Here is a 23,171-nt window from a genome sequence, read left to right on the forward strand (position 1 = left end):
TGACGGCTGCGACGGGCCCGGGAGGGGCCATGGATCCGGGCCCGGGCGCTCCCCCCGGGCTGCTGCGGGGGCGCACGATCCTCATCACCGGGGTGATGCGCCCCTCCTCGATCGCCGCCTCCGTGGCCCACGCCGCCGCCGGGCAGGGCGCACGCGTCGTCCTCACCACGCACCCTCGCACCCGGGTCCTCACGGAGTCCGTCGCCGCGCTGCAGGGCCTGACTGAGCCGGTGGTGGGGCTCGATGCGGCCAACCCCGCGTCCCTGGCAGCCCTCCCGGAGGAGCTGGACCGAATCGGCGTGGACCAGCTCGACGGCGTCGTCCACTCGATCGCCCGCGCCAGCCACGACCTCCTCGGAACGGTTCTGCCCGCGCCGCCCGCGGGCGTTGGGACGGCCGACGACGGCGAGCGGATGCGGGAGCGCCTCGAGGTAGCGGGGGAGACGCGCATGGCGGCGCTCCGCGACGCCTTCATCGTCTCCGCCGCGTCCCTCCCCGCGCTCGTCGAGGCGACGGCGCCTCTGCTGGGGCGGGGGAAGCTCGGTGCTCGCCCTCACCTTCGACACCTCCCGCGTCTATCCCGGCTACGGCTGGATGGGACCGCTCAAGGCCGCCCTCGAGGCCTCGGTGAGGGCTCTCGCCGTCGAGCTCGGCCCCCGGGGCGCGCGGGTCAATGCCCTGTCCGCGGGGCCGCTGCGCACGACGGCGGCCTCCGCGATCCCCGGTTTCGATGATCTCGTGGGCGACTGGGGGGCGGCCGCCCCGCTCGGCTGGGACCCCAATGACGCCTCGCCGGTGGCGCGCACCGCCGTCGCCCTCCTGTCCGACTGGATGCCCGCGACCACCGGGGCCGTGATCCACGCCGACGGCGGGGCGGCCCTGTGATCGCGGGTGCCGTCCGGCGGCGCGCCTGCCACTGATCCGCATGCTCTCAATCCGCGAGGAGGACCCATGACTGAGACCGCTCCCGGCCCCGCTGCCGCTGGCGCTGAGAACCGCACGCTCGTCCTCATCCGCCACGCGCGCGCCGCCGCGGCGCCCACGGATATCGAGCGGCCGCTGTCCGGCTCCGGCGCGGCGCAGGCCCGGGCCCTGGCGGCGGTTCTTGCCGCCAGGGTGGGCAGCGCGGACCTGCTCATCGTCTCGCCCGCGGAGCGCGCGCGGCAGACCTCTCAGCCGATCGTCGAGAGGCTGTCCCCGGGGCGGACCCTCGTGGAGGAGGACGTGTACTTCGGGGGAGCCCGGGCGGTGCTCAACCTGGTGCGGGAGGCGGGGCCGGGCGCGCGCACGGTGATCGTGGTGGGGCATGAGCCGACGACCTCCGAGCTCGCCGCCTATCTCGATGGGGGAGCGAGCGACCTCGGGCGGCGGGTCTCCTACGGCATGTCGACCGCCAATGCTGCCGTGCTGCGGGTTGAATCGCCCTGGAACGCCCTCACCGGCGGCGCCGCCGAGGTCATCGAGCTCCTCACCCCCGATCATTAGTCGCCGTCATGAGCGCTCCGGGGAAGGGGCCCGCGAAGAGGCGTCGAGGGGATCGGCAGCGCGCCTGTGGAGGCGCGCTGGGGGCCTGCTCGTTCCAAGGGAGTGATCAAGAGGAGTGGTGATGAGCTGGATGCTTAGTCTGCGGCGCTCCAGGTCTTGGTCAAGAGGTGCGAGACCGACAGCAGCGAACGAGGTGTTTGAGCGCGATGTTCTATGGGTGCTGAGGAGAAAATCCGTCGAGGCACCTATCTGGAAAGGAGATGATTGCTGTGGAGACTGAGCTTGAGTCACGGCAATTGATGCGCGGGGCGGCTCCCTTGTCGCGGACAATGAGCATCGCTTGGAGTCGAATTGACGGGAGTGCGCGTCGCCGCTTTGCCGTGATCGGAATATTGTCGATAGTGTCCGGTATTCTCCCTGGGGCGCAAGTGTATGCGGTCGGAGTTCTCGTATCGTCAGTCGTGGACAGCGCCGGTGATAGGGGTACCTCGTTTGGGCCGTCGTGTTCGGAGTGATTGTCTTCATAAAATATGTTCTCGAGAACATAATCAAATTCCTTGGAGATGCCTTAACTTTAAGGCTGTCGTATGACATAGAGATGGATGCGGTTCAACGATTGGGGGACATGGAGGTTCAAAATTTTGAATCCTCAAAAACGTATGACATTATCCAGCGTGTGAATGAATCGACGGGCGAGCATGTCTACGGCTTGTTTGATACGCCGAGATCCGCGATCCAATCGCTGCTGTCGCTGCTGAGTATATGTGCGGCGCTCTGGCAATGGAGCCCCGTTATAGCATCGATACTTCTTGTCGCCCCTATCCCTGGATGCATCGCCACTTTTCGCGTGCAAACGAGGGCTTATGATATCGAGTACGAGCGTGCCACGAAGGCCAGGCTGGCGGGATACTTCCGCGGCTTGCTCATGTCGGATAGCGCCAAGAAGGAGACTCGCCTGTTCCGCCTGGACGAACTGTTCGCTAACTCGTATTCCTTGATTAAGAAAAATTTCTTGCAGCAAGATATCGGCCTGGCGCGTTTCACCCTCCTTCAAGCCGGAGGGCTTGGAGTGGTCTCTGTGCTCGCCAGCTTCGGCGCGATGGTTTACGCGGCAATTATCGCCGGGGCGCATAATAGAGTGGGCGAGCTTGCGGGATTCATTTCGGCTACTACTCAGGTCGGCCCACTGGTGCTCGCGGCGTTCATCGGCTTCACAGGCATTTATCAGCATCTTCTTTACGTGTCAAATTGGGCGGCATTGGTCGATACGCAACCCGTCTGTATCGCTGAAGGCGCGTTCCGAGGACCTTCCGGTGAGCGCGGCGGTTCGGTGGAATTTCGTCATGTGAGCTTCCGATACCCCGGGACTGATGTTCTCGCATTGAATGATGTCTCCTTTTCGATCGACAGCGGCAGCATCACCGCTTTTGTTGGAGTCAACGGTTGCGGCAAATCAACGATATGTAAATTACTGCTAAGGTTCTATGAGCCGGACGAAGCGGAAATTTTTGTCGATGGCCGCCCCATCGGGGAGCTGTCGCGAGAGTATTTATACTCATGGTCCTCCGCTCTCTTCCAAGATTTCATCAAATATGAGAGGTCGTTGCGAGACAATATCGAATACGGCTATCCGCGAGATCGCGGCACCGCTGATGATGAGCGGCTCTGGGACTCTCTTGAGGCGGTCGGGCTGAGAGAATGGCTATGTCCCTTCCTGAGGGATTGAGCACGATGCTGGGACGGCATTTTGAGGGAGGCCATCAACCGTCTATCGGGCAATGGCAGCGGATTGCGGCTGCGAGAGCCTTGGTGAAGCGGCCTCGCCTGTTGGTCCTTGACGAGCCGACCGCATCCGTGGACGCGGTCTCGGAGAAGATACTTTTCGAGGCCATGGCTGCGCTTGGGGATGAGACGACGGTCGTGCTCGTCTCGCATAGATTTGCCACAGTGGCTCATGCGGACAGGATCATCATCATCGATGATGGCGCGGTCGTTGGCGTTGGTGCGCACGCGGACCTAATGGAAGACTGTGCGCATTATCGCGATATGTACGGCGCCCAGACCCTGTAGGGTTGTTGGTCGGTTCTGCTGGAAATAGTGCATACGGCGTGGTGGGGGGGCGTCATGGTACCGCTGCCCGTCTTGGAATTGTTCTTGAGGGTCGCTGGGATGCCTGTAGGATCTGTCGGTCATCGCGAAGGAGGTGGATCATCTCGGATGCGGCGAAGGATTTGATGTCGCAGAGGGACGGGGGCGTGCTCGTGCCCAGTCCTGGGTCCTCGGAAGGCCGTGAACGGGTTCGTGGGCAGGCGGAAGCCTCCGGCAGGATATGGGTGACCGCACTCATGGCCCATTAAAGGCCTTCATGGTCCGCGCTAACGCGCTCCTGATGCCTGAGGGTAGGTGTCGTCCGGCCTTGATGAATTGCTTCCCTGCGGCTCACGCGTCGATGGGAGCCCCACCGTGTCGCCCGGCACCTGCGCCCACTCCCTCACCACCGTCGAGCGTGTCGGTGGTCAGCGCAGGGCCTGCGGCCGCCAGTTGGGTGGGCGGGGGCCCCGCTGGCCTCGGGCGGGGCGGGAGCCTTGGCGCAGGCCAACAGGGCCAGGGCGATCGGGCGCGCCCACCGCTTCATCAGCGCTGCGAGGAGCCGACGGCGCCGGCCGGGCGGACGAGGGCAGCGCGGCGTCGTCGAAGCGCTGCGGGTCGGGGAGAGCGGATCAGGGAGGGAGCGGACGAGGGGGCCATGGGCGCTGGGGCCTTCCAAGGCCGATACGGTCTGAACCAGGGAGGGGCGAGAGGCCCCAGGTCGGCCCCAGACGACGACGGCGGCATCGTCGTCGGACCCCGACCCTGGAACCCCGTCCATCCCCAGCGCAAGATCCCACCACAAATCTGTGGAAAACCCACCCCACCAGCCCCACCCAGCGGACAGCGAACCGGTCTCGCTCGTAACAACGACCGGTCTCGCGAAAAGGGGGGGGCGGTGTGGCTAGAGGAGGTCGAGCACCAGGCGCAGGTCGCGCTCGTCGATCCGCGCCGGGGCCTGCTCGCGGACCACCGGCTTGGCGCAGAATGCGATGCCGAGACCCGCCGCGTGGATCATGTCGAGATCATTGGCGCCGTCGCCCACCGCCACCGTGCGCTCCATCGGCACCGAGCGCTCAGCCGCCCACTGGCGCAGGCAGGCCTCCTTCGCCCGTCGGTCCACGATCCTCCCCAGGACCCGCCCGGTGAGGCGCCCATCTGCGACCTCCAGCCGGTTGGCGGCCACATGGTCGATCCCCAGGCGCTCGGCCAGGGGCAGGACGACCTCCTCGAAGCCCCCTGAGACCACGCCCACGGCGCAGCCCCGCTCACGCAGGCCCGCGATGAGGCCCTCCGCCCCGCGCGTCAGGCGCACCTCGGCCAGGACCTCGGCAAACACGGTCTCCGGCACACCCACCAGCGTCGCCACCCGCTCGCGCAGCGAGGCCGCGAAGTCCAGCTCGCCGCGCATCGCTCGCTCAGTGACGGCGGCGACCTCCTCGCGAGTCCCCGCCCGCTCGGCGATGAGCTCGATGACCTCCTGCTCGATGAGCGTGGAGTCCACGTCCATCACCAGCAGGCCCGGCCCTGGCTCGCACCGCTCCCAACGACGTCGTCCATGCCGCCCGGCCCCTCGCGGAGCGCGCCCCCGGGGACGGCCTGGGATCGGCCGGCCCCGAGGCGCGCCTCAGCGCGTGACAACCTTGCCCTTGGGGACCACGGTGATGCCGGACTCGGTGACGGTGAAGCCGCGCTCGAGGTCGTGCTCGCGATCGATGCCGACCATCGCGCCCTCCTCGATCACCACGTGCTTGTCGAGGATCGCGCGGTTGACCACTGTGTTCCGCCCGATCTGCGCGCCATCCATGACCACCGACGAGCGCACCGAGGACCACGAGTTAACTCGCACCGACGGCGAGAGCACCGAGGAGATCACCTCACCACCGGAGATGATGACGCCGGGTGAGACGATCGAGTCGACGGCGTGCCCCAGGCGCTCGTGGTGCCCGTAGACGAACTTCGCCGGGGGCATCGAGGCGTCGTAGCCGGCGAACAGGGGCCAGCGGTCGTTGTACAGGTTGAACACGGGGCTGACGCTGATGAGGTCCTGGTGGGCCTCGTAGAAGGCGTCCACCGTCCCGACGTCGCGCCAGTAGCTGCGGTCGCGCTCGCTCGCGCCGGGGACGTCGTTGTCCTTGAAGTCGTAGACGCCGGCCGCGCCCCGGGAGACGAACCACGGCACGATGTTGCCGCCCATGTCGTGCTTGGAGGACTCGTCGGCGGCGTCCGCGGTCACGGCCTCCAGGAGGGCGTCGGCGTTCATGATGTAGTTCCCCATCGAGGCGAGGATCTCGTCGGGGGAGTCGGGCAGCCCGGGGGTGTCCTTCGGCTTCTCCACGAAGGCCTTGATGGCGCCCCGGTTGTCCGGGTCGGACTCGATGACGCCGAACTGGTCCGCCAGGGACCGGGGCTGGCGGATGCCCGCGACGGTGCAGGGCAGCCCGGAGGCGATGTGGTGCTCCAGCATCTGGGAGAAGTCCATGCGGTAGATGTTGTCGGCGCCGGTGATCACCACGTAGTCCGGCCGCTCGTCGTCGAGCAGGTTGAGGGACTGGTAGATCGCGTCCGCCGAGCCGAGGAACCAGTGCTTGCCCACGCGCTGCTGCGCGGGCACGGGCGCGATGTAGTTGCCCAGCATGTTGGACAGGCGCCAGGTCTTGGCGATGTGGCGGTCCAGCGAGTGCGACTTGTACTGGGTCAGCACGACGACCTTGAGGAAGCCGCTGTTGATCATGTTGGACAGGGAGAAGTCGATGAGCCGGTAGATCCCGCCGAAGGGCACGGCGGGCTTGGCCCGATCGACGGTCAGGGGCATCAGGCGCTTGCCTTCACCGCCGGCGAGGATGATTGCGAGGACACGAGGGGAAGCCATGGGGCCACCTTACGGTGATCGAGGCCACTTATGCGACCGATTTGGGGATGCGGGTCGGCGCCTGAGCCCGTCACGAGGCGCTGGACAAGGGCTGAAACCCCGGCGGCGCGCCGCCCGGTCCCGCTACCGTTGCGCTGAGGCCCGCATCACGGCCGACGGCGCCCTGGCTCGCAGGGCGGCCCCGAACGCGCAGCCGAGGAGGCACAGGCACATGGCGTCACTGAGAGTCGACCTGCTCACCAAGGAGTACCCGCCGTTCATCTATGGAGGCGCTGGCGTCCACGTCAACGAGCTCGCGCGCGTGCTGCGGCCCCTGGCCGACGTGCGCGTCCACGCCTTCGGGGGCCCCCGCGAGCCGGGCGGCGAGGGGGCCGACGACGGCGTCACGGGCTACCCGGAGATCGCGGAGCTGGATGGGGCGAACGCGGCGCTGCGCACCTTCGGCGTCGACCTGGAGATCGCCGCCGGCTGCGAGGGCGCCGACATCGTCCACTCCCACACCTGGTACGCCAACCTCGCCGGCCACCTCGCCTCCCTCCTCCACGGCGCCCCGCACGTCATCTCCGCGCACTCCCTGGAGCCCCTGCGCCCCTGGAAGGCCGAGCAGCTGGGAGGCGGCTACGCCCTGTCCTCCTGGGCTGAGCGCACCGCCTACGAGGCCGCCGCCGGCGTCATCGCCGTCTCCAACGGCATGCGCGCCGACATCCTGCGCTCCTACCCGGCCATCGATCCCGAGCGGGTCAAGGTGGTCCACAACGGCATCGACCTCGACGCCTGGCAGCGCCCCACCGGCCCCGAGGCCGATGCCGCATCCACCGCCGCCCTGGAGCGACTGGGCATCGACCCCTCGCGGCCCACCATCGTGTTCGTCGGACGCATCACCCGCCAGAAGGGCCTGCCCTACCTGCTGCGCGCCTGCGAGCTCCTGCCCGCCGAGGTCCAGGTCGTCCTGTGCGCCGGCGCCCCTGACACCGCGGAGATCAAGGCGGAGGTCGAGGGCCTCGTGGCGGGGCTGCGTGAGAAGCGCACCGGCGTGGTGTGGATCGAGGAGATGCTGCCGCGGCCCGAGCTTATCGCCGTCCTGTCCGCCTCCGACGTCTTCGTGTGCCCGAGCGTCTACGAGCCCCTGGGCATCGTCAACCTCGAGGCCATGGCCTGCGGGCTGCCCGTCGTCGGCTCGGCCACGGGTGGCATCCCGGATGTCATCGTCGACGGCGAGACCGGCCTCCTCGTGCCCATCGAGCAGGTCACCGACGGAACCGGGACCCCCGTGGGGCCCGAGACCTTCATCCACGACCTCGCCGAGCGCCTCACCTCGCTCGTCATGGATGAGGCCCTGGCCCGGCGCATGGGCCGGGCGGCCCGCGCCCGCGTGGAGCGGCACTTCTCCTGGGAGGCGATCGCCCAGCGCACGATGGGGGTCTACCGCTGGGTGCTCGACCGCGGCTGAGCCCTCGATAGCGGTCCCGCCTCGGTCTCGCGCGGGTCCTGGGCCTGCCGGGGCGCCCTCAGCGCGCCGCGGCCCACCAGTCCGTCGCCGCGGCCACGCCGCGGCGCGCGGTGTCCCGCAGAGGTCGCAGCACCCGCGCCCTCTGCTCCGCCTGGAGCGCCGTCGCCGCGGCGCCGTCGTCGTCCAGCGCGATCTCGCAGACGCCCAGCAGGCGCAGCGAGCGCTCCAGGAACTCGCGGCGCCGCTGGCCCATCCCCGGTGGCAGGAGGCGCGGGTCGGCGACGGCGGTGATGAGATCCGTCAGATCGTCGGCCAGCCCGGGGCGCTCCCGGGCCAGGTCCAGCTCGGTGAGCGCCTCGATGGCCTCCTCCGTCGCCGCATGAACCTGGGCGCGCGCGTGCGCGGCATCGAAGGGAGGCACCGCCGGACCGGGACCCGTGGGCCCAGCGCCCAGATCGACGAGGCGCCACACCGCGCTCGTTCCTGACGGCTCGGGGACGAGCAGGCACGTCCGGGCCTCATGCGGGCCGCCTCGCCCCGCCGCGGTCCGCAGCAGCACCGCCTCACCGGCGTCGAGCGCCGAGCCCAGCCCTGGCAGGGGATCGGAGGGGCTGGGGAGGACCGCCGCCACCCGCTCGGGCCGTCCCGCCAGGGTCATCCACTCCAGCAGGGGCACCTCGCCGCCGAGCTCCGGATCGGCGACCGTGTGGGCGCCGTCTGCGCCCTCGACGACGGCGGCGCCGCGCGAGGAGGGTACAGGCAGCCACAGGGCGAGCAGGATCGAGGGGCGGAGGTCGAGGTCGGTCACGCCGCGCACCCTAAACCGTTGGGAGCGCTGCGATTGCGAGGACGCACCGCGCCGCGGGGACGTAAAACACCGGTACCCCGCCCCCGCTGGACCGGCGTCCTCACCGCAGCGGCGCCCCCTGGAGGCGCCGACGCCCTCCGCCGAGGGGCTCTCCGCCGGCGCGCCGGGCCGGCCCCGATGCGGTTCTTGACCGGTCTCGATCGTCATATCGACCGGTCTCGGCGCTGTTTTCGACCGGTCTCGATCGAAGAGGGGAGGATTCCGCGCGAGTGCTTGCGACTCAGGTCACGCGGGCGGGATAGGGTTGTCTCATGACCCGCGTTCTTCTCCTCGACGACGTCTCCCTGCACCGCGGGAGCACGCAGATCCTCGACCGCCTCTCCTGGAGGGTCGACGAGGGCCAGCACTGGGTGGTCCTCGGGCCCAACGGCGCCGGCAAGACGACGGCCGCCCGCATGGCCGCCGCCCGTCTCTTCCCCTCCTCGGGGGCCGTGGAGGTCCTGGGGCGGCGCCTGGGCAGGGTGGACATCTCCGAGCTCCACCCCCGCATCGGGCTGAGCTCATCGGCGATGGCCTCCACCTTCCAGGCGGGCGACCGCGTGCTCGATATCGTCCTGTCGGCCTCCTACGGCCGCATCGGCGTCTGGCGGGAGGAGTACGAGGACAAGGACACCGAGCGCGCCACCGCGCTGCTCACGGCGCTCGGCTCGGGCGCGCTCATCGAGCGCCCCTGGGCGAGCCTGTCCTCCGGCGAGCGCAAGCGCGTGGAGATCGCTCGCGCCCTCATGCCCGACCCCGAGCTCCTCATCCTCGACGAGCCCGCCTCGGGGCTCGACGTCGCCGGGCGCGAGCAGCTGCTGGGAGCGCTCAGCCAGATCGTGGCCACCCCCTCCTCCCCGACGATGGTCATGGTCACCCACCACCTGGAGGAGATCCCGGTGGGCTTCACCCACGCCCTCGCCCTGCGCGGCGGGCGGGCCGTGGGCGCTGGGGCCCTCGGCGAGGTCCTTACCAGCTCGACCATGTCGGCCACCTTCGGCCTGCCCTTGGAGATCACCCGGGACCGCGGGCGGTTCGCCGCCCGCGGGATCAGCGGCCCCGCCGTCCGCCCCGGTGATCACCAGGCCTGAGCCGGGCCCGGTTCCGGTCCGGGTGATCGGCCCCTCAGGCCCCGTCCCCGTCCCACTCATCAACCACGGCCTGGTCCCATCGGGCAGAAAGCGAGGGCGCCATGGAATGGATCTGGTGGCTCGGCGCCGCCCTCATCCTGGCCATCGTCGAGACCCTCTCGGCCGATCTCACCTTCCTCATGCTCGCAGGGGGCGCGCTCGGCGGCATGATCGCCTCCCTCCTGGGCGCGCCGCTGTGGCTGCAGGTCATCGTGGCTGCCGGGGTCGCCAGCCTGCTGCTCCTCGCCGTCCGCCCGGCCCTCAAGCGCCGCATCTCCTCCTCCGCGCCCAAGATGCGCACCAACGCCGACGCCATCGTCGGCTCCGCCGGGCGCGCCTTGACCGCCGTGGACTCCCTGGGCGGGCGCGTCATCCTGGGGGGCGCGGAGTGGAGCGCCCGCCTGGCCGAGGGCCAGGGGAGCGGTGCGCGCCTCGATCCCGGCACCCCCATCACCGTCCTGTCGATCGACGGCGCGACCGCCATCGTCGCCCCCACCGACTGACCATCATCCGCCCCGGGCCCTGACCGCCCTCGCGCGGCGGCCCCATACCCATACCTACGGATCAAGGAGCTGATATGGACCACGTCATCCTCGTCATCCTCGGCCTTTTCCTCCTGCTCGTCCTCGTGGCGATCGTGCGCGCAGTGAGGATCGTGCCCCAGTCGTACGCGATCATCGTCGAGCGCCTGGGCAAGTTCCAGGCCGAGTACGGCGCGGGAATGCACCTCCTGGTGCCCTTCGTGGACCGCGTGCGCACCACCGTGGACCTGCGCGAGCAGGTCGTGTCCTTCCCGCCGCAGCCGGTCATCACCTCCGACAACCTCGTGGTGTCCATCGACTCGGTCATCTACTACCAGGTCAACGACCCCAAGCGCGCCACCTACGAGATCTCCAACTACCTCCAGGCGATCGAGCAGCTCACCGTCACCACGCTGCGCAACGTCATCGGCGCCATGGACCTGGAGCAGACGCTGACCAGCCGCGACCAGATCAACGGCCAGCTGCGCGGCGTCCTCGACCAGGCCACCGGCCGCTGGGGCATCCGCGTGGGCAACGTGGAGCTGAAGTCCATCGACCCGCCCGCCTCCATCCAGGGCGCCATGGAGCAGCAGATGCGCGCCGAGCGCGACCGCCGCGCCGCCATCCTCACGGCCGAGGGCGTCAAGCAGTCCCAGATCCTCACGGCCGAGGGCGATAAGCAGTCCGCGATCCTGCGGGCCGAGGGCCAGGCCCAGTCCGCGATCCTCAAGGCCCAGGGTGAGTCCCGCGCCATCCTCCAGGTCTTCGACGCCATCCACCGCGGCAACGCCGACCCCAAGCTGCTGGCCTACCAGTACCTGCAAACGCTGCCCAAGATCGCCAACGGGCAGTCCTCCAAGATGTGGGTGGTGCCCACGGAGTTCACCGCGGCTCTCAACGGCATCGCCAGCGCGCTGGGCGGAAAGGGCGCCGACGGCCCATCGGCCGCCTTCGCCGACGCCGGTGACTCCGGTGAGGTCCAGGTGGATCTGGCGGGCATGGAGACCGGTCTCGACATCGCCTCCGACCTGGCCGCCACGAGCCTGCAGACCCCCGAGGAGGCCCTGGCGCAGGCCCGCGGCGAGGCGGCCTCCGCCTCGCAGGAGGCGGCCGAGGCGCCGCAGTCCAACGGTGGGGCCAGCCCGGCGGCCCCCTCCTTCCCGCCGTCGCGTGGCGGCGCGCACCGCCAGGAGCCCGAGCCCCCGCGGCAAGGGTGAGTCGCGTCCCAAAATCCACCGGCGCAACGGGGAGACATGGAATCGGCCGACCGGCCGTCCTAGTCTCCCCGTTGTGCTGCCCGTCCTCTCACGCTCTCCCCTCGATCCCGCCTCCTGCCGCCCCCTCCGCCAGGGGGCCTCTCGATGATCGTCCCCGTCGAGCACGGCGATGACGACCGCCTCGCCGACTACACGCGCCTGACCGACGTCGCCCTGCGCCGCCGCCTCGAGACCGAGCGCGGGCTGTACATGGCCGAGTCCACCAAGGTGATCGCCAGGGCCGTGGAGGCCGGGCACGCGCCCCGCTCGTTCCTCATGGCGCCCCGCCACCTGGACGAGACGGCGTCGCTCATCGCGGCGGCCGCCGGCTGCCAGGGCGATCCCGAGGGCGGCCCCGTGCCCGTCTACGTCGCCGAGGAGGTCGTGCTGGAGTCCATCACCGGGTTCCACCTCCACCGGGGAGCGCTGGCCGCCATGAACCGCCCCGCTCTCGCCCCGGTCCCCCAGCTGCTCGCGGCGGCCCGCGGGGGAGCGGGCGCCCGCCGGGTGGCGGTCCTCGAGGACCTCGTCGACCACACGAACGTGGGCGCGGCCTTCCGCTCCGCGGCCGCCCTGGGGATGGACGCCGTGCTCGTCACGCCGCGCTGCGCCGACCCGCTCTACCGGCGCAGCGTCCGCGTCTCCATGGGCACCGTCTTCCAGGTGCCGTGGACGCGCATCGATCCCTGGCCGGCCCTCGCCGACCTCCACACGGCGGGCTTCACCGTGGCGGCCATGGCCCTGTCCGAGGAGTCGATGAGCCTCGACGCCTTCGCCGCCTCACCCGCCTGCGCCTCCCCGGGATCCCGGGTGGCCCTCGTGCTGGGCACCGAGGGAGATGGGCTGCGACGGCGCACCGTGAGCGCCTGCGACGCCGTCGTGCGCATCCCCATGGCCGGAGGAGTGGATTCCCTCAACGTGGCCGCCGCGGCGGCCGTCGCCTTCTGGGCGCTGCGGGTCCCGGGGGAGGGCTGAGGGGCCGGCCCCCGATCCCGGGCTCCCGCCCGCTTGCTCCGACGCGGTGGCGAAGGCCGAGGGCCGGCGCCCCACGGGGGAGCGCCGGCCCTCAGAGCCGAACCATCCTGCCTGTCCCCGCCCGAGGACCGGGCGAGGACAGGCCCAGGATCAGTCCTGGGCGGTGATGCGCAGGAGCGCGGCGCCCCGAGCGATGCTGCCGGAGGCCACCAGCTCGACGGAGGCGAACTTCGCGGTGTTGGTGACGAGCACCGGGGTGGTCAGCGAGTAGCCGGCCTCCTCGACGACGGCGCGGTCGACGCGCACGAGCTCCTGGCCGGCCTCGACCCGGTCGCCCTGCTTGACCTTGACGTCAAAGCCCTTGCCCTCCAGGTTGACGGTGTCGATGCCCACGTGGATGAGCAGCTCGACGCCGTTGTCCAGGTTGATGCCGTAGGCGTGGCCCGAGGCGGGGGCGACGACGACCGTCCCGGCGGCGGGGGCCGTCACGACGATCTCGCCCGAGGGTGTCACGCCCGCGCCGTCACCGACGGCCCCGGTGGAGAACACCGGGTCCGGCACATCGGCCAGGGCCACGACGTCACCGACGAGCGGAGAGGCGATCTCGGTGACCGCTCCGGGCTTGAGCGCCTCGGCGGCGCCAGCGGTGGCACCGGCGGCCCCGGCCTCGAGCGCCAGATCCGCGGCGGTGTCCTCGGCGGAGGCCTCGACGGCGCCGCCGGCGGCAGCGGCCTTGGCGGCGACGCGCTCCTCCTTCGTGCGGTAGTCGGTGACGATGATGAGCACCATCGCGGTGGTGAAGGCGGCCGCGATGCCCACGACGTAGAGGAACATCGGGGAGAAGACCGGGATGGTCAGCAGGGAGGTGAACACGAAGGTCGAGGCCTTCAGGCCACCACCGATGCCGACGATGAGACCGCCCACGGCGCAGCCGATGAGCATGCGCGGGTAGACCCGCTTGAAGCGCAGGTGGATGCCGTAGAGAGAGGGCTCCGAGATGCCGCCGAGGAGGCCCGCGGCGAGAGCGCCCGAGGCGGTCTGGCGCATGACGCGGTCCTTGTCGCGGATGGCCAGGACGAGCACGCCGGCGGTGGCGCCGAAGCAGGCGAAGTTCCAGGTTCCCATGGGGCCCTGGATGAAGTCGTAGCCCAGGGTGTCGATGTTGATGAGCATGAGCGCGTTGAGCGGCCAGTGCAGGCCCAGCGGCACCAGGAAGGGGTAGAGCAGCGGGATGACGATCGCGAAGACGATCGGCGCGCTGTTGTTGAGCCACGCCAGGCCGGCGCCGATGGCGCTGCCGGCCCACACGCCGATGGGGCCCAGGAGGAAGGCGGTGACCGGCATCATGACGACGAAGGAGAGGAAGGGGACGAAGACCATCTGGAGGTTGACCGGGATGATCCTCTGCAGGCCCTTGTACAGCGGCGCGAGGACCGCGACCATGATGAGCGGGACGAACACCTGGCCGCCGTAGTCATTGAGCTGCATGGGCAGGCCGAAGATGTGCGCGACGCAGGACTCGGTGCCCAGCGTGTGGTTCGTCGTGCAGGTGACCTGGTCGGAGAACTTCAGGGCCTCGGTGAACATGCCCGATCCCCCGGCGGTCTCGGTGTAGGCCTTGGAGCTCAGGCTCATGAAGTTCGGGGTCATCAGCGCGGCCATGACAGCCGTGCCGACCCAGGGGTCGATGTTGAGCTTCTTGGCGGCGTTGTAGGCCACCATGATCGGCAGGAAGTAGAAGACCGAGCGCCACAGGGAGTCCACGAAGACCCAGGTGGCGCCCTTGGCCGCGTCATCCCGGAAGTCCACGACGCCCAGGGCGTCGAGCATCGCCTCGAAGGCGATGATGAGCGAGGCGCCCAGCAGCACGGGGAGCAGCGGGCGGAAGGAGTCGGAGAGGTACTCGAAGAAGGCGTCGACGATCGCGTTCTTCCCGCGGGCCTTGGAGCGGGCGGCCGCCTTGACGTCGGCGTCGGACATGGCCCCGGCGCTCTTCATCGCGGGCAGGTTCATGATCTCGGTGAACACGCCCTGGACGGCGCCGCCGATGACGATCTGGTAGCGGTCGCCGGACTGGGGAACCGCGCCGAGGACGCCGGGGATGGCCTCGACGGTGGCCTTGTCGATGACCGAGGCGTCGTGGAGTTCGAACCGGAGGCGGGTGGCGCAGTGCGTGAGGTGGACGATGTTGTCCGCCCCGCGCCGACCGCGTCGAGGATAGCCTCGGGCGTGCTCGTGGTGGTGGTCATGGCGTGGGGGTGCCTTTCTGACGTATGGCCCGACGGCGGACAGTTCCGTCGGCATAGCGAGTCCCCGGGCCCAGGGATCAGCCGCGCGGGCGGACGGGCACGGGGATGCCGCATTACTGAGATGTTACAGTCCTGTGAGCGCTGCCTCAATTCTTCGGGGGCCTCGGCATCCCACCGGGGCGCACCCCTCCGCGCCGGAGCGTGGACCCGGCCCCCGTCCGCGCGGCTCCGGCAGGAGCGCGCCGCCGCGCCCCGTAGCATGTCCGCCGTGATCAACGTCCAGGACCTCACCCTGCGCATCGGCGCCCGCCGGCTCGTCGCCGGTGCCAGTTTCCGCGTCGACAAGGGTATGCGCATCGGTCTTGTCGGCCGCAACGGAGCCGGGAAGACCACGATGACCAAGCTCCTGGCCGCCGCCTCGGTGGCCCAGGGCACCAGCCAGGCCGTGGCCGACGGCGACGAGCGCCACGGCCTGGGCGCCGTCGAGCACGAGGGCGCGATCTCCTGCAACGGGACGGTCGGCTACCTGCCGCAGGACACGAAGGTCGGGGACCTGGGCGAGATCGCCCGCGACCGCATCCTGTCGGCCCGCGGCATCGACTCCCTCCTGGCCCGCATCCGCAAGGCCGAGGAGCGCATCGCCACCACCGAGGGCGACGCCATGGCCAAGGCCCTGGACCGCTACACCCGCCTCGACCACGAGTTCACTATGGCCGGCGGCTACGCCGCGGCCTCCGAGGCCGCCCGCATCGCCGCGGCGCTCGCCTTGCCCGACCGCGTCCTCGACCAGCCCGTCGGCACGCTCTCCGGCGGCCAGCGGCGCCGTGTCGAGCTCGCCCGCGTCCTGTTCGCCCACCCCGACACGCTGCTCCTCGACGAGCCCACGAACCACCTCGACCACGACTCCATCGTCTGGCTGCGCGACCACCTGCGCGCCTACTCCGGCGGCTTCATCGTCATCAGCCACGACGTCGAGCTCCTGCGCGACACCGTCAACCAGGTCATGCACCTGGACGCCAACCGCGGGGCCCTCGACGTCTACCACCTCGGCTGGGACGCCTACCTCAAGCAACGGGCCGACGACGAGAACCGGCGCCGCCGCGAGCGCGCCAACGCGGAGAAGAAGGCGGCCACCCTGCGCGCCCAGGGCGAGAAGATGCGCGCCAAGGCCACCAAGGCCGTCGCCGCCCAGCAGATGCTCAAGCGCGCCGAGAGGCTCATGGCAGGCCTGGAGGCCGAGCAGCAGGCGGACAAGGTCGCCCACCTGCGCTTCCCAGACCCGGCACCCTGCGGCAAGACGCCGCTCAGGGCCGCCGGGCTGTCCAAGGCCTACGGCTCCCTGGAGGTCTTCGCCGGGGTGGACCTGGCGATCGACCGCGGCTCTCGCGTGGTGGTCCTCGGCCTCAACGGCGCCGGCAAGACGACCCTCCTGCGACTCCTGGCGGGCGTTGAGACCCCGGACTCCGGCGAGGTCCTGCCCGGGCACGGCCTCAAGATCGGCTACTACGCCCAGGAGCACGAGACCATCGACGACGATCGCACCGTGGTGGAGAACCTGCGCTCGGCCGCCCCGGAGATGGATGACACCCAGGTGCGCGGCGTGCTCGGCTCCTTCCTGTTCTCGGGGGCGGACGCGGACAAGCCCGCCCGGGTCCTGTCCGGCGGGGAGAAGACGCGCCTGGCCCTGGCGATCCTCGTGGTCTCCAGCGCCAACGTCCTGCTGCTCGATGAGCCCACGAACAACCTCGACCCGGCCAGCCGCGAGGAGATCCTGCGGGCGCTGTCCACCTTCACCGGCGCCGTCGTGCTCGTCACCCACGACGAGGGCGCGGTGACCGCTCTCAATCCCGACCGGGTGCTCCTGCTGCCCGACGGCGACGAGGACCTGTGGGGCGACGGCTACCTCGATCTTGTGGCCATGGCCTGACCAGGGCCTGGCAGGAGGCTGGGCGCCGTTCGTCCGTGCCCCGGTGAGTGCCGTCACTCGGTGATCCGAGGGGCGCGGACGTAGGGTAGTCGTGAATGACCGCGTCGACCGACGGGGACGATCCGGAGACAGTACGGAGACAGTCATGACCCAGACTCTTGAGACCACGAGCGCCGAGACGGCCATGGGGGCCACCGAGGCGCCCGAGCACGAGGTCCTCCTCACCGAGGCCGCCGCCGCCAAGGTCGCCTCCCTCCTGGAGCAGGAGGGCCGGGACGACCTGCGCCTGCGCGTGGCCGTGCAGCCAGGCGGCTGCTCCGGCCTCGTCTACCAGCTCTACTTCGACGAGCGCGCCCTCGACGGCGACGCCGTGCGCGCCTTCCCGACCGGTGGCGGCGCCATGGAGAGCGTCGAGGTGGTCGTGGACCGCATGAGCGTGCCCTACCTGTCCGGCGCCACCATCGACTTCGCGGACACGATCGAGAAGCAGGGCTTCACCATCGAGAACCCGAACGCGGTCGGCACCTGCGCCTGCGGCGAGTCCTTCCACTGATCCTTCGCTGAGCGGACCCTCCCGCCGCCATCAGCGGCTGGAGGACCGCTCACCGACCCGAGAGGCGAGTAGTGCCTTCCTTCCCCTCCCTTCCCACCGTCGGCCGCGCGAAGCGCGGCGGCCTCGCTATCGGCGCGCTCGTCCTGCAGCTCCGGCCTGGCGCTGGGCGCCTGCGGCGACGTCTCAGGGCAGGCCTCTGACGCGGCTCCCACCACCCCGTCAGCGACCGCCACGCCCGTGAAGCCGTTGACCGGCGTCGACTGCTCCACGCTGACCATCGACTCCGATTCCGCCGCGCTGCCGGCCGTCAGCGGTGATCCGGGCGCTCAGCCGACTCTCGCCTGGAGCGGCCAGGCCGCGCCGGCGAACCTGACCGTCAAGACCCTCAACGAGGGTACGGGCGACACGGTCTCGGACGCCGACGTCGTCACCGCCTCCTACGTCGGTTGGGAGTGGGGCAGCGACACCACGTTCGACTCCTCCTATAAGCGCGGGGCGCCGACGCCCTTCAGTCTCAAGCAGGTGGTCCCGGGGTGGACCTGCGGGCTGGCCGGCCACAGGGTCGGCGAGCGCGTGCTCATGTCGATCCCGCCGGAGCTCGGCTACGGCCAGGGCGTCGCGAAGCCCGGCTCCGGGCGGCCCGAGGGCCCGCTGGTGTTCGTCGTCGAGATCGTCTCGAAGGCCTCGTCCCAGGATGTCGACTCCGCTGTCTCGACGGCCACCGCGGAGGGTGAGGACGAGGCCGCCGCCCGCGGGATCACAGTGACCGGAGCGCTCGGCTCCGAGGCGGCGATCAGCGTGGCCTCCGGCGCCGCGGAGCCCACCCAGCCCGAGGTCATCGTGCTGGCCCGCGGCACGGGTCGGCCCCTGGCCGCGGGCTCCACCGTCGCGGCGAACCTCGCCTTCTCCACGTGGGACGGCTCCCGGACCGGCTCCACCTGGAAGGAGGGCGTCCTCCAGACTGTGAAGACGGCCGAGCTCAAGGGCCTGGAAGGGGTGCCTACCGGGTCGCGCGTCATCGTGCTGACCCCGCCCGCCCCGGACGGCTCGGCGCCGTCGTTCGCCTACGTGATGGACCTGGGGGAGGCCCTCTGACCCGTGTGACCGCTCCGCGGGCGCGCGAAGGGCGGCGGTGACGCCCCGCCGCCCGTCCCGAGCGCGCCGCTCAGATGACGATGAGAGGGCCCCGCGGCCGAATGGTCGGCCGCGGGGCCCTCTCCGTCCCGCGGCCGGGGCCGGGGGCGAGAACCCGCTCAGGGGTCAGGAGGCGTTGAGGACCTCGGAGCGCTTGGCGGTGGCCAGGGCGAGGCTCTCGGAGACGTTCTGCCAGTTGGCGATGTTCCAGATCGCCTTGACGTAGTCCGCCTTGACGTTGAGGTAGTCGAGGTAGAAGGCGTGCTCCCACATGTCCACGAGGAAGAGGGGGAGCGTGCCCGCGGGGAGGTTCGACTGGTGGTCGAAGAGCTGGAAGACGACCAGCTTGCCGGACAGCACGTCGAAGGCCAGCATCGCCCATCCCGATCCCTGGATGCCCAGGGCGGCGGCCGTGAACTGGGCCTGGAACTGCTTGAAGGAGCCGAAGGAGTCCTTGATGGCCTCGGCCAACTCGCCCTCGGGCTCGCCGCCGGCGTTCGGGGCGAGGTTCTTCCAGAAGATCGTGTGGTTGGTGTGGCCGGCCAGGTTGAAGGCGAGGTTCTTCTCCCACAGGTTGATGGCGGCGAAGTCGTCCGCCTCCCGGGCGGCGGCCAGGGCGTCGAGCGCGGCGTTCGCGCCCGCGACGTAGGCGGCGTGGTGCTTGTCGTGGTGGAGCTCCATGATGCGCCCGGAGATGTGGGGCTCGAGGGCGGCGTAGTCGTACGGGAGCTCGGGCAGGGTGTAGACGGCCATGCGGCGTGCCTTTCAAGTCGGTTGGCGGCTCCAGTCCGGCGGCGAAGCGCTAGGACTGAGGTCCTGGAGGTGCTCTCATCGTAGGTCGCCCGGCCGCGAGCTGGTAGCCGAGCGCGCCCTGCCCTGCTGTGATTACACTGACCGCTGAACGCCTTGCCGCCCAGACCGTCCTTTGGAGGACCTCATGACCACCAATGACTCCCCTGGCGCCGCCGACCGCCTCGAGCTCCTCGTCTTCTCCGACGACGCCAATGTCCGCCGAGAGGTCATCGAGGGCATCGGCCGCCGCCCCGCGAAGGGCCTGCCGCCCGTGACCTGGTTCGAGGCGGCCACCGCCGAGGGCGTGCGCCTGGCGATGAAGGACCGCGCCGAGGCGGGCCACGGGCCCTTCGACGCGCTCGTTCTCGACGGCGAGGTCAAGAAGTACGGCGGCATGGGCCTGGCCCACGAGCTCTTCACCGAGATGGACCGGCGCCCCCCGGTGCTGCTCCTGACCGCCCGCCCCCAGGATGACTGGCTGGCCGCCTGGTCCAAGGTCGAGGCCGTGGTCTCCCGGCCCCTGGAGCCCCTGGCCCTCCAGGAGGGCATCGTCGCGGCGCTCCGCGCCCGCCGGGGCAGCGTCGTCGCCGCGGGTTGACAAGAGGGCTGAAGACGGCCTGAACCGGGACGGGGCCCAGGACCCCGGTCCTCGGTGCCACCGGGCGCTGAGGCGCCCTCAGGCGTGGGCCCGATGCCGGCCCCGCGGGACCGGGCCCCGCCCCTCACGGGCCCGGCTCAACCCGCGTCGATGACCCGTTGGTGGCGGGCGGCGGCGCCGATGGGCCAGGCCAGCACGGAGGGATCGCCGTCGACCTCGACGAGGCGGGCGCCGTCGTCGAGGGCCCAGGAGGCCAGCAGCAGCGTCTCCTCCACGCTGGCCGCCTGTCCCACGCGCTCGGGGCGGTCGATGACCTGGGCCGTGGCGCGCAGGGCGTCCACGTAGGGGCGCGGGTCCGCGCCGGGCGGGCTGACGAGCGAGCCAGCCAGCCGCCCCCAGCGCACGGCGACGAGCTCCCAGCCGCCCATCTCCCGGCGCCTGGCGGCGATGAGGTGCGAGCAGGCGAGCAGGGGCCTGGCGGTCTCCGCGCGGCGCACGCCCAGGAGCAGTGAGCGCAAGCGGGAGGTCCACGTGCCCGCCTCCTCGTAGCGCTCGCGCTCGGCCAGGCCGGCCACGCGCTCCAGGATGGGCGCGGCCACGAGGTCGATGTCCCCGGCCAGGGCCCGGCGCGCGGTGCCGGCGTCCGCCGGGCGGTCCGCGCCGGAGACCCGGCGCAGGCTGGTGCCATCCCAGGCGTCCAGCCGCAGGACTGACTCTGCGGCCCGCCGCGCCTCCACGCCGGCCGCTCGGGAGGGGAAGGGGCCGACGGCCTCGGCCACGGCCCCGGTGGGCAGCGCGGTGGTCAGCGCCAGTCGCGCCCCGGCGCCCCGGCGCCCCTGGTCCACGCGCAGCCAGGGTTGGCGCTGGGGCGCGCGGGAGCGGCGGTTGAGGGGCGGGTCGAGCTCGGCGATGAGGCGCAGCTCGCGGACGCGGGCCTCGATCTCGGTGGGGGTCTCGATGTGGCGCACGCTCACGGCGGTATCGAGCATGCGGGCGATGCGACCGCGCTTCTCCGCGGCGGTGAAGTAGGAGCGCACGCGGCGGTGGAGGTCGGAGGCGCTGCCGATGTAGAGCGCCTGCCCGGCGGGGGAGAGGAACTGGTAGACGCCCGGGGCGTGGGGGAGCGGGTCGGCCAGGCGGGCCTTGGCCCGGCGCCTGGCGGGGACGGGGTCCGCCGCGGTGGCCAGGTCCTCCACATGGGTGATGCCCAGCGGCGCGAGGGCCTCGAGCGCGGCGTGGAGGACGTCGACGGTGGCGCGGGCGTCGTCGAGGGCCCGGTGCGTGGGGCGGGTGGGGGAGCCGACGAAGGAGGCGAGGGTGCCGAGCCTGTGGTTGGGGACGTCGGCGCGCGACCAGGCCCTGCGCGCCAGGGCGAGGGTGTCGATGACGCGGGGCTCGTCCCAGGGCAGGCCCAGGGCGCGGGCGGCGCCGCGCAGGTGGCCGACGTCGAATCGGGCGTTGTGCGCCACGAGGATCGGGTCGGCGGCCCCGCCGTCGGTCGAGGAGGCGCGGTGGGACCATGCCAGGAAGGCGGCGAGCGCCTCCTCAAGGGGCGGCGCGGTGGCGACCATGGCGTTGGTGATCCCGGTGAGCAGCGTGATCTGGGCGGGGATGGGCGCACCGGGGTTCGCCAGGGAGGAGAACTCGTCGACGACGATGCCGCCGCGCACGCGGACGGCCCCGATCTCGGTGATGGCGTGGGCGCCGGGGCCCCCGCCGGTGGTCTCCAGGTCGACGACGACGAAGGTCGCCTCGCGCAGGGGCGCGCCCATGCCCTCGAAGGAGCCCTGCGTCCCGGTGACGCCCCTTGGGCGGGGGGCCGCGGTGGCGCCGCGCGGATCGCGGGCGCCGTCGGCGGGACGTGTGGGTGGGGGCACGGTGCGAGGCTAGACTTCGTGCTGCAGTCGCTCCAAGGCCGCCCCGCCGGGCGCGCGGGGCGGAGGCGAGCGCCAGCAGTAGGAGTCGAGAGCGCAGGAGGCCCCCCGTGGGATACCGAGGCATGAAGGCCGCCGCCGGCCCCGCCCTGGAGATGCTCTACCAGCCCTGGATCAGGGGCGAGGAGCGCATTCCCTCCGAGGGCGCGGCGATCCTCGCCTCGAACCACCTGGCGGTCATCGACTCGTTCTTCCTGCCGCTGCTCATCGACCGCGAGGTGGCGTTCATCGGCAAGTCCGACTACTTCACCGGCAAGGGCGTCAAGGGCTGGGCGGTCAAGCGGTTCATGACGGCCGTGGGCACGATCCCGGTGGACCGCTCGGGCGGCAAGGCCTCGCAGGCGGCCCTCCAGGCGGGGATCGACCGGTTGCGGGCGGGCGAGCTGTTCGGCATCTACCCGGAGGGCACTCGCAGCCCAGATGGCCGCATGTACCGGGGCAAGACGGGCGTGGCTCGCATCGCCCTGGCCACGGGCGCGCCGATCATCCCGGTGGCGATGATCGGCTCGAACATCGCCCAGCCGATCGGCCAGGTCATCCCGTCGACGCGGCACCGCGTGGGCATCGTGGTGGGCGAGCCGCTGGACTTCTCACGCTACCGGGGCCTGGAGAACGACCGCTTCGTGCTGCGCTCCATCACGGATGAGGTCATGTACGCGCTCATGTCCCTGTCGGGGCAGGAGTACGTGGATGTCTACGCGGCGGACGTGAAGAAGCTGATGGACGCCGAGAGGATCACGGCCCTGGAGGCCACGGACCGCCTGCTGGCCCAGCAGGCCGGCTCCCGCCCCGCCGCCCCCGTGGCGGCCCCCGGCGGCCGCCCCGCCCCTGACGTGAGCATCCCCGGGCCTCCCGCCGACGAGCCGGGCGAGGAGCCCGTCCCGGAGTCCTCAGACCGCTGACGGCGGAGGCTGATCGGTCTCAGGCGGCCAGTGCCAGCGATGCCCCCCAGGCCGCCAGGACGGCGAGGGCCCTGGTCTCATCGGCTGGGGCGGGCGGTGTGGCGCCGGTGGCCGCCGCGCCGCTGGTCGATGATGGGGCTTGACCGGACGAGCAGGCGGCGAGGAGCGCGGCCACTGGAAGGGCCGCCGCCCCCGTCAGCGCCGCGCGCCGGCTCAGGGAGGGCGGGGCTGGGGGGAGGTTCGCGATCTGGGGGCGACGGGTGCGCATGAGGATCTACTTTCATAAGCGGCGATTACGACAATGGCGATTGTCATAACAGGACTTTATCCTGTTCGCCGCGTCCGGAGCCGACGGTTTCGCTCTGGGGGGAGACCGGGATCGGGGATGCGGCGGCCAGCGGCGCCAGCGCCTCCCGAGCGCGCACGGCTAGGATGAGGGCTGTCACTTCTCAACCTTC

Annotated in this window: 20 protein-coding genes and 2 pseudogenes; 15 read left to right on the plus strand and 7 right to left on the minus strand. The window is 71.0% G+C overall.

Features of this window, described 5'->3' with window-relative positions; genetic code table 11:
* Positions 1-95 precede the first annotated feature (95 nt).
* From ABXS69_RS05350 to ABXS69_RS05370, 5 genes and pseudogenes are all read left to right on the plus strand, one after another.
* Positions 96-308, plus strand: a pseudogene (locus ABXS69_RS05350) (SDR family oxidoreductase); the annotation flags it as partial.
* Positions 309-543: 235 nt separating this feature from the next.
* Complete coding sequence (locus tag ABXS69_RS05355; RefSeq protein ID WP_366181487.1) at positions 544-885, plus strand: SDR family oxidoreductase; 342 nt, start codon at positions 544-546, stop codon at positions 883-885.
* 66 nt (positions 886-951) lie between these two features.
* Positions 952-1,485 carry a histidine phosphatase family protein gene (locus ABXS69_RS05360; RefSeq protein WP_366181488.1) on the plus strand — a complete coding sequence of 178 codons (534 nt, stop codon included), beginning with the start codon at positions 952-954 and terminating at the stop codon, positions 1,483-1,485.
* Positions 1,486-2,083: 598 nt separating this feature from the next.
* The gene (locus ABXS69_RS05365; protein WP_366181489.1) at positions 2,084-3,211 is read left to right on the plus strand and encodes an ABC transporter ATP-binding protein; all 1,128 of its coding nucleotides are present in this window, start codon (positions 2,084-2,086) and stop codon (positions 3,209-3,211) included.
* Positions 3,212-3,216: 5 nt separating this feature from the next.
* Positions 3,217-3,555, plus strand: a complete 339-nt coding sequence (locus ABXS69_RS05370) for an ATP-binding cassette domain-containing protein (protein WP_366181539.1) — start codon at positions 3,217-3,219, stop codon at positions 3,553-3,555.
* Between the two features lie 922 nt (positions 3,556-4,477).
* Here the strand turns inward: ABXS69_RS05370 and serB are convergent.
* Positions 4,478-5,092, minus strand: coding sequence for a phosphoserine phosphatase SerB (gene serB, locus ABXS69_RS05375; RefSeq protein WP_366181540.1), 615 nt, complete (start codon positions 5,090-5,092; stop codon positions 4,478-4,480).
* 108 nt (positions 5,093-5,200) lie between these two features.
* Positions 5,201-6,445 (minus strand): glucose-1-phosphate adenylyltransferase, encoded by a 1,245-nt coding sequence (gene glgC / locus ABXS69_RS05380; RefSeq protein ID WP_366181490.1) that lies wholly within the window; start codon positions 6,443-6,445, stop codon positions 5,201-5,203.
* A gap of 220 nt (positions 6,446-6,665) precedes the next feature.
* Between glgC and glgA the strand changes: the two genes are divergently transcribed.
* Complete coding sequence (gene glgA, locus ABXS69_RS05385) at positions 6,666-7,895, plus strand: glycogen synthase (RefSeq protein ID WP_366181541.1); 1,230 nt, start codon at positions 6,666-6,668, stop codon at positions 7,893-7,895.
* 58 nt (positions 7,896-7,953) lie between these two features.
* Here the strand turns inward: glgA and ABXS69_RS05390 are convergent, their stop codons facing one another.
* Entirely contained in the window at positions 7,954-8,703 is a 750-nt protein-coding gene (locus ABXS69_RS05390) for a hypothetical protein (protein ID WP_366179760.1), read from the minus strand.
* A gap of 311 nt (positions 8,704-9,014) precedes the next feature.
* On the opposite strand from ABXS69_RS05390, the gene ABXS69_RS05395 reads away from it, so the two are divergent.
* The 4 genes from ABXS69_RS05395 to ABXS69_RS05410 all read left to right on the plus strand — a co-directional run bounded on the left by ABXS69_RS05395 (position 9,015) and on the right by ABXS69_RS05410 (position 12,624).
* Positions 9,015-9,833, plus strand: a complete 819-nt coding sequence (locus tag ABXS69_RS05395) for an ABC transporter ATP-binding protein (protein WP_366179761.1) — start codon at positions 9,015-9,017, stop codon at positions 9,831-9,833.
* A gap of 101 nt (positions 9,834-9,934) precedes the next feature.
* Positions 9,935-10,375, plus strand: a complete 441-nt coding sequence (locus tag ABXS69_RS05400; RefSeq protein ID WP_366179762.1) for an NfeD family protein — start codon at positions 9,935-9,937, stop codon at positions 10,373-10,375.
* 74 nt (positions 10,376-10,449) lie between these two features.
* Positions 10,450-11,610: an SPFH domain-containing protein gene (locus ABXS69_RS05405; RefSeq protein ID WP_366179763.1), complete on the plus strand. Its 1,161-nt coding sequence runs from the start codon at positions 10,450-10,452 to the stop codon at positions 11,608-11,610.
* A gap of 144 nt (positions 11,611-11,754) precedes the next feature.
* Complete coding sequence (locus ABXS69_RS05410) at positions 11,755-12,624, plus strand: RNA methyltransferase (RefSeq protein ID WP_366179764.1); 870 nt, start codon at positions 11,755-11,757, stop codon at positions 12,622-12,624.
* Between the two features lie 150 nt (positions 12,625-12,774).
* On the opposite strand, the pseudogene ABXS69_RS05415 reads toward ABXS69_RS05410, so the two are convergent.
* A pseudogene (locus ABXS69_RS05415) lies at positions 12,775-14,873 on the minus strand (glucose PTS transporter subunit IIA).
* A 268-nt stretch (positions 14,874-15,141) separates the two neighbouring features.
* Here ABXS69_RS05415 and ABXS69_RS05420 point away from each other — a divergent pair.
* The 3 genes from ABXS69_RS05420 to ABXS69_RS05430 all read left to right on the plus strand — a co-directional run bounded on the left by ABXS69_RS05420 (position 15,142) and on the right by ABXS69_RS05430 (position 18,448).
* The gene (locus ABXS69_RS05420) at positions 15,142-16,800 is read left to right on the plus strand and encodes an ABC-F family ATP-binding cassette domain-containing protein (RefSeq protein ID WP_366179765.1); all 1,659 of its coding nucleotides are present in this window, start codon (positions 15,142-15,144) and stop codon (positions 16,798-16,800) included.
* Positions 16,801-16,945: 145 nt separating this feature from the next.
* A complete protein-coding gene (locus tag ABXS69_RS05425; RefSeq protein ID WP_366179766.1) occupies positions 16,946-17,353 on the plus strand; it encodes an iron-sulfur cluster assembly accessory protein in 408 nt (135 codons plus the stop codon).
* Positions 17,354-17,590: 237 nt separating this feature from the next.
* Entirely contained in the window at positions 17,591-18,448 is an 858-nt protein-coding gene (locus ABXS69_RS05430) for an FKBP-type peptidyl-prolyl cis-trans isomerase (protein ID WP_366179767.1), read from the plus strand.
* A gap of 165 nt (positions 18,449-18,613) precedes the next feature.
* On the opposite strand, the gene ABXS69_RS05435 is transcribed toward ABXS69_RS05430, so the two are convergent.
* Positions 18,614-19,240, minus strand: a complete 627-nt coding sequence (locus ABXS69_RS05435; RefSeq protein WP_366179768.1) for a superoxide dismutase — start codon at positions 19,238-19,240, stop codon at positions 18,614-18,616.
* A gap of 184 nt (positions 19,241-19,424) precedes the next feature.
* Here ABXS69_RS05435 and ABXS69_RS05440 point away from each other — a divergent pair, with 184 nt between their 5' ends.
* The gene (locus ABXS69_RS05440; protein ID WP_366179769.1) at positions 19,425-19,877 is read left to right on the plus strand and encodes a hypothetical protein; all 453 of its coding nucleotides are present in this window, start codon (positions 19,425-19,427) and stop codon (positions 19,875-19,877) included.
* A gap of 137 nt (positions 19,878-20,014) precedes the next feature.
* Here ABXS69_RS05440 and ABXS69_RS05445 read toward each other — a convergent pair whose 3' ends face one another.
* A complete protein-coding gene (locus tag ABXS69_RS05445; protein WP_366179770.1) occupies positions 20,015-21,754 on the minus strand; it encodes a DEDD exonuclease domain-containing protein in 1,740 nt (579 codons plus the stop codon).
* 107 nt (positions 21,755-21,861) lie between these two features.
* On the opposite strand from ABXS69_RS05445, the gene ABXS69_RS05450 reads away from it, so the two are divergent.
* The gene (locus ABXS69_RS05450; protein ID WP_366179771.1) at positions 21,862-22,713 is read left to right on the plus strand and encodes a lysophospholipid acyltransferase family protein; all 852 of its coding nucleotides are present in this window, start codon (positions 21,862-21,864) and stop codon (positions 22,711-22,713) included.
* Positions 22,714-22,732: 19 nt separating this feature from the next.
* Here ABXS69_RS05450 and ABXS69_RS05455 read toward each other — a convergent pair whose 3' ends face one another.
* The gene (locus ABXS69_RS05455; protein ID WP_366179772.1) at positions 22,733-22,981 is read right to left on the minus strand and encodes a hypothetical protein; all 249 of its coding nucleotides are present in this window, start codon (positions 22,979-22,981) and stop codon (positions 22,733-22,735) included.
* Positions 22,982-23,171 lie beyond the last annotated feature (190 nt).

The organism is Actinomyces timonensis (assembly GCF_040702965.1).
Classification (GTDB): domain Bacteria; phylum Actinomycetota; class Actinomycetes; order Actinomycetales; family Actinomycetaceae; genus Actinomyces; species Actinomyces timonensis_A.

Coding starts and splice junctions, on each gene's coding strand:
- ABXS69_RS05425 (WP_366179766.1), top strand. CDS start 16,946: ATGACCCAGACTCTTGAGACCACGAGCGCCGAGACGGCCATGGGGGCC.
- ABXS69_RS05400 (WP_366179762.1), top strand. CDS start 9,935: ATGGAATGGATCTGGTGGCTCGGCGCCGCCCTCATCCTGGCCATCGTC.
- ABXS69_RS05365 (WP_366181489.1), top strand. CDS start 2,084: ATGGATGCGGTTCAACGATTGGGGGACATGGAGGTTCAAAATTTTGAA.
- ABXS69_RS05360 (WP_366181488.1), top strand. CDS start 952: ATGACTGAGACCGCTCCCGGCCCCGCTGCCGCTGGCGCTGAGAACCGC.
- ABXS69_RS05370 (WP_366181539.1), top strand. CDS start 3,217: ATGCTGGGACGGCATTTTGAGGGAGGCCATCAACCGTCTATCGGGCAA.
- ABXS69_RS05435 (WP_366179768.1), bottom strand. CDS start 19,240: ATGGCCGTCTACACCCTGCCCGAGCTCCCGTACGACTACGCCGCCCTC.
- ABXS69_RS05455 (WP_366179772.1), bottom strand. CDS start 22,981: ATGCGCACCCGTCGCCCCCAGATCGCGAACCTCCCCCCAGCCCCGCCC.
- glgC (WP_366181490.1), bottom strand. CDS start 6,445: ATGGCTTCCCCTCGTGTCCTCGCAATCATCCTCGCCGGCGGTGAAGGC.
- ABXS69_RS05405 (WP_366179763.1), top strand. CDS start 10,450: ATGGACCACGTCATCCTCGTCATCCTCGGCCTTTTCCTCCTGCTCGTC.
- ABXS69_RS05410 (WP_366179764.1), top strand. CDS start 11,755: ATGATCGTCCCCGTCGAGCACGGCGATGACGACCGCCTCGCCGACTAC.
- ABXS69_RS05395 (WP_366179761.1), top strand. CDS start 9,015: ATGACCCGCGTTCTTCTCCTCGACGACGTCTCCCTGCACCGCGGGAGC.
- ABXS69_RS05440 (WP_366179769.1), top strand. CDS start 19,425: ATGACCACCAATGACTCCCCTGGCGCCGCCGACCGCCTCGAGCTCCTC.